The sequence below is a fragment of the Arthrobacter sp. Y3225116 genome (assembly GCF_059091245.1).
This window is the reverse complement of record NZ_JBNHGL010000103.1, coordinates 1-9,826: the sequence shown is the minus strand read 5'-3', so window position 1 is coordinate 9,826 and position 9,826 is coordinate 1. Positions and strand designations below refer to the sequence as shown.

General features: G+C 68.4%; 8 protein-coding genes, 1 pseudogene and 3 riboswitches. Of the genes and pseudogenes, 6 read left to right on the top strand and 3 right to left on the bottom strand.

The genetic code is table 11. The features are described from left to right. The 3 genes and pseudogenes from AC5RV2_RS10745 to serC form a co-directional block, all read right to left on the bottom strand. Positions 1-249, bottom strand: a pseudogene (locus tag AC5RV2_RS10745) (phosphatase); the annotation flags it as partial. 235 nt (positions 250-484) lie between these two features. Beyond that, positions 485-2,470: an HNH endonuclease signature motif containing protein gene (locus tag AC5RV2_RS10740; RefSeq protein WP_494092317.1), complete on the bottom strand. Its 1,986-nt coding sequence runs from the start codon at positions 2,468-2,470 to the stop codon at positions 485-487. 341 nt (positions 2,471-2,811) lie between these two features. Next, positions 2,812-3,945: a phosphoserine transaminase gene (gene serC, locus AC5RV2_RS10735; RefSeq protein WP_494092316.1), complete on the bottom strand. Its 1,134-nt coding sequence runs from the start codon at positions 3,943-3,945 to the stop codon at positions 2,812-2,814. 248 nt (positions 3,946-4,193) lie between these two features. Between serC and AC5RV2_RS10730 the strand changes: the two genes are divergently transcribed. The 6 genes from AC5RV2_RS10730 to mobA form a co-directional block, all read left to right on the top strand. Then, positions 4,194-4,889 (top strand): iron-dependent transcriptional repressor DtxR, encoded by a 696-nt coding sequence (locus tag AC5RV2_RS10730; protein WP_494092315.1) that lies wholly within the window; start codon positions 4,194-4,196, stop codon positions 4,887-4,889. A 99-nt stretch (positions 4,890-4,988) separates the two neighbouring features. After that, a riboswitch (cyclic di-AMP (ydaO/yuaA leader) is annotated at positions 4,989-5,202 on the top strand. Positions 5,203-5,379: 177 nt separating this feature from the next. Further along, on the top strand, positions 5,380-5,976 hold the full coding sequence (locus AC5RV2_RS10725; protein ID WP_494092314.1) for a M23 family metallopeptidase: 597 nt from the start codon (positions 5,380-5,382) through the stop codon (positions 5,974-5,976). Positions 5,977-6,093: 117 nt separating this feature from the next. Then, positions 6,094-6,267: riboswitch (cyclic di-AMP (ydaO/yuaA leader) on the top strand. Positions 6,268-6,271: 4 nt separating this feature from the next. After that, positions 6,272-6,994 (top strand): NlpC/P60 family protein, encoded by a 723-nt coding sequence (locus tag AC5RV2_RS10720; RefSeq protein WP_494092313.1) that lies wholly within the window; start codon positions 6,272-6,274, stop codon positions 6,992-6,994. Positions 6,995-7,503: 509 nt separating this feature from the next. Continuing rightward, positions 7,504-7,672: riboswitch (cyclic di-AMP (ydaO/yuaA leader) on the top strand. 4 nt (positions 7,673-7,676) lie between these two features. After that, complete coding sequence (locus AC5RV2_RS10715) at positions 7,677-8,471, top strand: NlpC/P60 family protein (protein WP_494092312.1); 795 nt, start codon at positions 7,677-7,679, stop codon at positions 8,469-8,471. Positions 8,472-8,788: 317 nt separating this feature from the next. Continuing rightward, positions 8,789-9,289, top strand: coding sequence for an HNH endonuclease (locus tag AC5RV2_RS10710; RefSeq protein WP_493979388.1), 501 nt, complete (start codon positions 8,789-8,791; stop codon positions 9,287-9,289). Then, positions 9,286-9,826: molybdenum cofactor guanylyltransferase (mobA, locus tag AC5RV2_RS10705; RefSeq protein ID WP_494092311.1), on the top strand; the 541-nt coding region annotated here is incomplete at its 3' end. The genes AC5RV2_RS10710 and mobA, both read left to right, overlap by 4 nt.

Below are 9,826 nucleotides of genomic sequence, written 5' to 3'. Positions count from 1 at the left end.
CAGCCCGACCTGTGCCTCCGCGGCAGCCCCGCCGCCGAACATCAGCGCCAGCGCGCCGGCGCCGCCCAACCCCATCATCCGGCGGCGGGAGTATTCGGCGGAGACGATGTCCCGGAAGTAGTTATTGTCCGAGGTGTTGCAGACGCCCTTGGCGCAGGCGTTGTCGCACTTGAGCGCGCAGGTCACGGCGCTGCGTTTTCCGGACACATGGCCCAGCATCGGCAGGTAGCGCTTCTTGGTTTCGGTCACGTTTTCACCTTCTGCATTGAACTGTCGGATCGTCCTCTAGTGTGCTGATCCAAGTCGACCGGCAGGCCGAGCAGTGGTGAATTTTTGGCCAACGACAGGCAAAACACCTTGCCGGGCTGGGCCGGGACCGCGAGGCTTCGCGTTCTTCCAGGGCGAGGCTACGAGTTTCTTCACGGCTGGCCTCGGCGTCAGAAGTGTCACCGCAGAAGCGTCCAGGCGCAGTGCAGCGCCGGCGTCAGAATGGGGGTGGTGCGTCGGGGTCGGTGCTGTCATCGGGCAGTTCGATGCCGCCGAAAATACGTTTCGGTGTTGCTTGGCCACCGGGGTCGCTGATGTCGCGGGCGGCGGCGCCGTCGGCTGCTTGTGTGGCGCCATCGTCGGTGTCTCGGGCTGCGGGTGTGGCGCCGTCGGGGTCTCCGGCTGCATCTGTGGCGCCGAGGGTGTTGTCTCCGCCTTCGCCGTTGGCTGCCGCTTCAGTTTCATTTGGCCGGGGCAGGAGGGTGTCCCAGCCCTCGTCCGGGTGAGTGGTCTTGCGGTGGCCGGTCCGCGTGGTCCAGGTGATCTGACCATGTGGGCCGGCCTCGGCCCGGATGTGCCCGGCGGTCTTCGCCGCGTGGTGGGCGCTGCACAGGCACTGCAGGTTTTCCGGCACGGTTGGCCCGCCGTCGTCCCACCCTCGGATGTGGTCGATCTCGCAGTACCGGGCGGCTCGGCGGCAGCCGGGGAAGCGGCAGTGCCGGTCCCGGACCCGGACGAGGCGTTTGAGCCAGCCGGGCGGAATCCGCAGTTTCCGGGCGGCCGCGATCGCCTGGCCCTGGTCGTCGGTGAGCACCGGCAGCCAGGACCTGGCCAGCTGCGCCAGTTCCCGTCCCATGTCTGCCGGGATCGGGCCGTGCCCGGCCAAGTCCCCGGGCTCCTCGCCCAGTCCCAGCAGCGTGGTCAGGGGCACCGTCACCAGCATCCCCGGCCCCGCACCGCCGCAGTTGCCGGCGCCGGGTGCAGCCCGGGTAGCCGTTGCGTCCGCGGGTGTCGGCCGTGGGTCCGCGACGGTCCAGGCCCCGGACACGCCTCCCGCGAAGCTGCCGCTGCCGCAGTTACCGCCGCTGCCGGCGGTTGCCGGCGCCGTGACCGGGGCTGCCGGTCCCATGTCTTCCGCAGCCTCCGTGTCCGCCGCGGCTGCCGGGCAGGTGCGGCCGGGGAGCATGAGGTCAGAGAAGACGTCGGCGCGGAGCTGGGGCAGGGTCCTGGCCTCGTCCGGGCCTTGCAGGGAGCGGGCTGTGGCCTGGATCCGGTCGAAGACCAGATGCGCTTTGTCCGCGCTGGTCCGGATCCACAACTCGGCCATCCCGTCGTCCTGGTCGGTCAGCTGAACATCCCGGGACTCGTTCGCCCGCCGGTGCCGCTGCGCCAGGGATTCCGGGTGCAGGCGGTCCCGCATCCGCCGCGCGCGGGAGCGGACGGTATCCAGCGTGACGTCCCCGGCACCGGGCAGCACCGCGGCCTCGAAATCCTGCAGGCACTCGGCCGGCAGGTCCGCGCAGCCGCGGGCCAGCGCCTTCGCCCGCGGCAAGTCCAGGTCGCCGCGGCCCATCGCCTCGAGAGTGCCCGGCAGGTGCGCGCAGATCTGCCGCGCGTCGGCCAGCATGGCCCGCGCCGCCGCGTCACCGGTGCACAGATGCGCCGAAATCTCCTGGCGCGCGAAGCGGGAAAAGCCTTCCGGGTCGCGGTCCCCGCCCATCCCGGGACGCAGCCGGGCGAAGCGGTCCAACGCCTTGACCTTGCATGACTGCACCCACGCCTCCACCCGCGCCGCAGCCAAAAGATAATCCATGGTCTGCACGTCATCCAGGTCCGCCGGCTCCACCACCGCCAACAAACCGGCCAGCACGGCAGGCACCCCCACCCCACCCTCGGGCACCACAGGCATGCTTTCGGCGTCCTCGGGCATGGCTGGCTGCCCGCCATCGGTGGCTTCCGGTGGCGAAGGAATCTCTGCAGAGCTGGCGGAGTCGACCGTGCTAGGGGCGCTAAGGTCAGCGGCCACGGGAATGAAGCCGGCGCGATCAGGGCCGATGCCATACCGCCGGAGCAACGCTTCTGCCACCACGTGCTGCAGCAGCGCTTCCAGCAGGGAACTGTCCGGACGCGAAGGCACACCAAGGTCCATCACCAGTCCCTGTCCCGGAACCGGGAACCGAAGCTCGTCGCCCTCGCCCTCCATATCCACACGCTACCGGCCGCCTCCGACAGTTTAGGGGCGAGCATTCAGGCTCGCTGGGCGGCGGGACGACGCTGGTGGGACGCAACGCTGCCGGCGCCATCGTGCACAGGCGAGCTGCTGACGCACGCCGCTGACGCACGCCGCTGACGCACGCCAATGAGGCACGCCGCTGACGCACGTCGATGACGCACACTGCTAACGCACGCCGCTGACGCATGCCGCTGACGCTCACCGCTGACGCAACGCCCTACGCAACGCAACCAATGCAAAAGGTCCGGCCGCCGCGAACGGTAGCCGGACCTTTTGCGAAACGACGCGATGTCGGGTGGACGTCGGGGGAGTCAGCCCTGGAGCCGGTCCACCACGTAGTCGATGCAGGCCAGCAGTGCGCTGACGTCCTCGGGCTCCACCGCGACAAAGGTGGCGATGCGCAGTTGGTTGCGGCCGAGCTTGCGGTACGGCTCCACGTCCACCACTCCGTTCGCGCGCAGCACCTTGGCGACCGCTGCCGCGTCGACAGACTCGTCGAAGTCCACCGTCGCGATGACGTTGGAGCGGTGCTCCGGGTTCGCCACATACGGGGTCGCCACGGCGGAAGCCTCCGCCCACTGGTACACCCGTCCTGCCGAATCGGCGGTGCGGCCGGAAGCGAAGTCCAGGCCGCCGTTGCCGTTCAGCCACTCGATCTGGGCGTTGAGCGTGACCAAGGTTGCCAGCGCGGGCGTGTTGTAGGTCTGGTTCTTCAGCGAGTTGTCGATGGCCGTTTCAAGATTGAGGAAGTCCGGAATCCAGCGGTCGGTGGCACCGATCCGGGCGGCCCGTTCCAGCGCTGCGGGGGAGAAGACGCCCAGCCACAGGCCGCCGTCGGACGCGAAGTTTTTCTGGGGGGCGAAGTAGTAGACATCGCTCTGGGTGACGTCGACGTCGAGCCCGCCCGCGGCGGAGGTGGCGTCGATGAGGACCAAGGCGCCGGCGTCGGCACCATCCACACGCTGCACCGGAGCCGCCACGCCGGTGGAGGTTTCGTTCTGCGCCCAGGCATACACGTCCACGCCGGCCTCCGCCCGCGGCTCCGGCCGGGAGCCGGGTTCCGAGGTGATGATGCTGGACTCGGCCAGGAACGGAGCCTTGTTGGTGGCCGCGGCGAACTTGGAGCTGAACTCCCCGAAGGACAGGTGCTGGGCCTTCTGCTCTACCAGTCCGAAGGTTGCGACGTCCCAAAACGCCGTCGAGCCGCCAACGCCGAGGATGACCTCGTACCCCTCCGGCGCCTTGAAGAACTCCTTGAGCCCTTCGCGGACGCTGCCCACAAGATTCTTCACCGGTGCCTGGCGGTGCGACGTGCCCAAAAGGTTCTTGCCTGCGGCGACCAGGGCGTCGACCTGTTCCGGGCGCACCTTGGACGGGCCGGCGCCAAAGCGCCCGTCCTTCGGGAGCAGGTCGGCGGGAATGCTGATGGACTGGGTATCGCTCATGAATACCTTTCCTGGCGTGGTGGCAATGATCTCGATGGCGGTTCGCCGTTGAACGCCCGTTTCATTCTGCCCCAACGCCGAGGGCCGCCGTTAGTTGAAGCGGGCATTGTTGCGTTGGCCGCTCGGCGCGTCAGCCCGCGGCGTAGCTGCCGGTCCGGTAAGGAAAACAGGCTAGGCTGGGGAGGGGAAAACACCCTCATGCATGCTGCTGGAGCAGCCTTTTCACCGCGCCGAGGAGCAAGAAGCCATTGACTGATCTCATTGACACTACCGAGATGTACCTGCGCACTATCCTCGAGCTCGAAGAAGAGAACATCGTCGCGCTGCGGGCCCGGATCGCCGAGCGGCTGCGCCACTCGGGCCCGACCGTGTCGCAGACGATCGGGAGGATGGAGCGGGACGGACTCGTAGTCGTCACCGGCGACAGGCATCTGGAGCTGACCGAGCTGGGCCGGCGAAAAGCAACCGAAGTGATGCGCAAGCACCGGCTGGCCGAGCGGTTGCTCTCCGACGTCATCGGGCTGGACTGGGCCTACGTGCATGACGAGGCCTGCCGCTGGGAGCACGTGATGAGCGAGCGGGTGGAGCAGCGGCTCTTCGAACTGCTGGGCAGGCCGACGGTTTCGCCGTACGGCAATCCCATCCCCGGCCTGGAAGCGCTCGGCGGCCAGCCGGCCGAAGAGTTCACCACCGGCGTGCTCAATCTGGCGCAGGTTATGGGCAGCTACACGTCCGACAAAGAGGTGAGCATCGTCAGGCTGGCGGAGCCCATCCAGGTGGAACCGGAACTGTTGCTCCAGCTGGAAGAGGGCGGGCTGAAGCCCGGCGCAAGCCTTCAGTTGGAGACCGCCGGCGAGTACATTTCCGTGCGCGTGCCGGGGATCGAAGGGGCCTTGGAACTGCCTCCGGAAGTCGCCGCGCACATCTTTGTATCAATGCGATGAAACGTTGACCCTTGAAAACACGCACCCCGGATAACGGATTTATTACTTTCGGGGAGTTTTACGTATAGTTGACCCGGGCATCGAGACATCGATTCCCACACCCTCCGCAAGCCGAACCCTGTCGGCGGAGGCGTGTATCCGTGAGACAGGGGCGGAGGACCCACCAAGCGGCAGTTAGTTCGCTGCCTTGGGGTGAAGCCGCAGCGGGCAAAGCCTCGGTGAATCGTTCCACCGGCGCTCTGTGCGGTGTGGCCGAGTTTTCTCTTGACTCGAATCCGACAGCTAACTTCGCAGGCGCTTTGGGAGAGGTAACAGAATTTTGGCAGGACACAAAGCCTCGGGACGGCGCCGTTCAACCGCCCCGGCCGAACACTCACGCCCACGTGCCGCAACACCCGGCCGACGCCGCGCCCAGCCGGCGCCGTCGCCGGTAGCAGCAGCCGCGCGCGACGTCGGACATAAGACAGCGATCGTTGCAGCCGCCTCCGGGATGGCACTCACAGTGATGCTGCCGACGACGGCCGGCGCCACTGCCGACGCCCCGCAGGACGCCCCGGCCGCCAGCAGCATTTCCGCCGCCACCGAAGCCCGGCTGACGTTCGAGCGGGCCGGCCTGACCAGCAAATTCGACCCGGACACGAAGCTGAAGCAGGTCATGGTCGCTTCGGGCAGCAATGCCCAGGTCGTCAGCAGCGAAGGCTCCCTCTCGCAGCCGATGGACGAGCTGACCATGACGTCGCCGTTCGGCTACCGAGTCAGCCCCATCACCGGCTACGCCGGGGAGCTGCACACCGGCCAGGACTACGGAGCAGCCTGCGGGACCCCGGTCCACGCAGCGGCCGGCGGAACCGTCGTCGAGGCGGGCTTCCAGGTCGGCGGCGGCGGCAACCGGATCGTGGTGGACCACGGCAACGGCCTGAAGACCACCTACAACCACCTGAGCACCATTGACACCTCGGTCGGGGCGACCGTGGAGCGCGGGGAGATGGTGGGCCAAAGCGGCACCACCGGCGCCTCGACCGGCTGCCACCTCCACTTCGAAGTGATGGTCAACGACAAGCTGGTGGACCCCACCGGCTGGCTGTGATGAACACGCCGTAACCGGAACGTGACACACCCCGCAAACTGTTATAAGGTTTCACCCGTGCCAGTCGTCAACAGGCTGGCACCTTCGGGCGGAATGCCGAACTCTGCCGTCGCCCGAAGTTCGTTCGCACCGAATCGCATGGCAGAGGCGGGGGAACCACTTCCCGGACATCGCACGGTGTCCTTGGGGTAAAGCCGAGCAGGCCCGGGCCACCAGCCCGCAAGCCCGCCGGCCGGATGAACTCCCATCCGAACCCGACAGCTCACTTCGCAGGCATTTGGGAGAGGTACAGACCGTGTCCAAGAGCATTACTGCGGGCCGCCATCGTGCGACCCCCGTCCGCACGAGCCCGCTTGAGACGATTTCCAAGGCTGTGTCCGCGAATGCGGGAACCATGGGACGTCAGGGTGCCGTGATCGCCGCCGCTACCGGCCTGGTTCTGACCGGTACCATCCCGGCCCAGGCTGTCAGCGCAGACCGAGGGGTCGAGGCCCCGGCCCGCGTGCAGGTGGAAGCCGTGCAGGCCTCCGCAGCCGTGAAGCTGACCTTCGAACGCGCGGGGATTACCTCCACCCCCGCACCAGAGCCGGTTGTCCAGGCCGTCTCCAACGAGATCAACCCCACGACCGGCAACGACGCCGGGTCGAACGAAACCAAGACCGTCAAGAAGGCCGGCGAGGCTGCCGCCAGCGGAGCCGCAGGCGCCATTGTTGCGGCCGCCTACGGACAGATCGGTGTCGCCCAGGACTGCACGGCCCTGGTCGAGAACGCCCTGCGCGCGGCAGGCTTCGCGGTGGGCGACCTGGCCCCGGCGCAGTTCTTTGCCTACGGCACCCAGGTGTCCACCCCGCAGCCCGGCGACATCATCTACTACGCCAACGGCGGCGCCGGCGTGGCCCACGTGGCCATCTACGTCGGCAACGGCCAGGCGGTCCACGGTGGGTGGGCGGGCTACAGCACCGTCCTGGGCAGCGCCTACATCGGCTCCGGCCCGGTCTTCATCCGCCCGGCAGGCTAAACCCTTCCTGTCACGGCCATCTCGCGGCGCGTCCTTCGGGGCGCGCTGCGGGCGTTAAAAATACGGTGCGCGGAGAACCTGCGCGGAGAACCTGCGCGCAACGACGGCGCGGCGCCACGCGCGGAAGACTTGCGCGGAAGACTTGCGCGGAGACGGCGCGGTGATGACGGCCCGGAGCCGCCCGCGGAAGACTTGCGCGAGAGCGGCCCGCGAAGACAGGTCCGGAGCGGCCCCGCAAAGACGGGCCCGGCGCCACGCGGAAGACCCGCGCGGAAACGGCGCCTGGAACGTCCGCACAGCCCCGAGACACAAGCGGCACGCTTCGTACCAGCCCCGCCCCGGAACCGCCCGGAAGCAGGGCTCCGAGGGCCTGTCGTAATCAAAACATCACCGCGCCGTGATCAGAATGTGACAATGCGTGATTGATCGTATACGCTCTAACGCGTGCCAGTTGCCAAACGGCTGGGACCTCCGGGTGGATTGCCGAGCTCTGCCACCGTCCGGAGTCCGTTCGCAAAAAACTTCGCGGGCAGAGGCGGGGGAACCAAATTCGGGCTCCGTACAGGAACCCTTGGGGTTAAGTCGTCAGCACTCTCAGGCATTGCCGGGGAGGGCTGCGGCCGGATGCACTCCCATCCGAACCCGACAGCTCACCTCGCAGGCATTGGGAGAGGCCTTTAACGTGTTCAATGACACCGCTACGGGGCGCCACCGCGCCGTTTCCGTCCGCACCAACCCGCTGGAGACGATTTCCAAAGCCGTCTCGTCCAATGCCGGATCCATGGGTCGCTCGGCAGCCGTGATCGCTGCCGCGTCCGGATTGGCCCTGACCGCCGCGGTTCCCGCGCAGTCAACCTCCATCGAACGCACCGCATCCACCGTGTCCGTTCCCAGCCGCGTGCAGGTGGACACCGTCCAGGCTTCGAGTGCCGTCGAGCTGACCTTCTCGCGTCCCGCCATCAAGTCCACTCCGGCCCCGGAGCCTGAGCCTGTTGTCGAAGCCGTGGCCGAAGAAGTGGCCCCGGTTGTCGAGGAGGTCGCAGACACCGCCCAGGGCGCTGTCCAGGCCGCCGCTCCCGCGGTCGAGGTCAAGGCAGCCGCCGCCGCTCCCGCGGCCAAGGCAGCGCCGGCCAAGGCCGAAGCTTCCGCCAGCGGCGTGGCTTCCACCCTCGTGTCCTCCGCGTACGGCCAGATCGGCATCTCGCAGGACTGCACCGCCATGGTGGAGAAGGCCCTGCGCGCCGCCGGCTTCTCGGTGGGCGACCTGGCACCCGCACAGTTCTTCAGCTACGGCACCCAGGTGTCCACCCCGCAGCCGGGCGATCTGCTCTACTACTCCGACGGCGGCGCAGGCGTTGCGCACATCGCCATCTACGTGGGCAACGGCCAGGCCATCCACGGCGGCTGGACCGGTTACACCACCGCACTGGCCAGCGCGGACGTCGGATCCGGCTACGTAGCCATCCGCGTCAACTAGGCAACAGCCTTCTCCGGTCCGCAGGGACCGTCCCGACGGCCCCGGTCCACGCCCAGCGCGTGCACCGGGGCCGTCGGCGTTTCTGGGCGGACAGACGCCTGGGCGGACCGGCCTGGCCAGGGCCCAAGGCGGGCCCCACGGGTGCCCCGCGCCTGCCGCCGGACCGCCGACGGCACCATTCTGACGGCCCACAGGCGGCGAAAAAGTTAGCGCGGAACGCACTCGCCGTCATACTCTTTGACTGTCAGTGCAGAAAATCCAGTCCCGGACCGGGATCTGAAGCACCGGTCGGGTTGGCCAGACCTAGAGGAATGTGCATGCGCACACTCGTTCTGAATGCTGGTTACGAGCCCCTGGCGGTTGTCACCTTCCGCCGGGCGCTGCTTCTTGTGCTCACCGGCAAAGCCAGCGTGATTGCCGAAGACGGAGACCCCGTCGTCGGCCCCAACGACATACTGGGCCGACCCTCGGTCATCCTGCTCAACCGCTACATTAAGATGCCGTACAACAAGGACACCGCGGTGACCCGCCGCGGCGTCCTGCGCCGCGACAACCACCTCTGCGCCTACTGCGGCAAGACAGCCACCACGGTGGACCACGTCAAGCCCCGGTCCCGCGGGGGAGAAGACAGTTGGGAGAACCTGGTGGCCTGCTGCCTGCGCTGCAACAACGCCAAGGGCGACCGCACGCTGGCCCAAATGGGCTGGAGCCTGCGCTTCACGCCCCGGCCGCCCAGCGGCGCCCGCTGGCGGATCCGCGACCTGGACCGTCCCGCCCCGGCCTGGAGCCAGTTCCTCGACACCCATACCGCCGCGTGACGGCTCCGGTTTTCGACGCCGTCGTGCTGGCCGGCGGCCGGTCCTCGCGCCTGGGCGGCAGCCCCAAGGCACTGTTGCGGCTCGAGGGAGTCACCTTGCTGCGCCGCACGCTGGAGGCCGTCCGCGGGGCCCGGCGAATCTCCGTCGTCGGGCCCGATGACCTGTCGGAGGAAGTGGAAGCTTTCCGCCGCACCCTCGTTCCGCGGCCGCTGCGGCTGACGCTCACCCGGGAAGACCCGCCGTTCTCCGGCCCGGCAGCGGGCATCGCGGCGGGGATGCAGGCGCTGTCGCGGGACGACGACGGCGGTGCCTCCGCGCGGGCGCGGGACGACGACGGCGGTGCCTCCGTGCGGTCTCCATTCACGCTGCTCTTCGCCTGCGACATGCCGATGCTGGCCGGGCTGCCGGAACTGCTGCTGCGCCACGCCGTCGGCCGGCCGGAGGCCAGACTCTGGATCCCGGTCGACGCCGACGGCAAACAGCAGCCGCTGGCCTGCTGCGCGGACAGCGCGGCACTGGAGGCCGCGGTGCGGAACG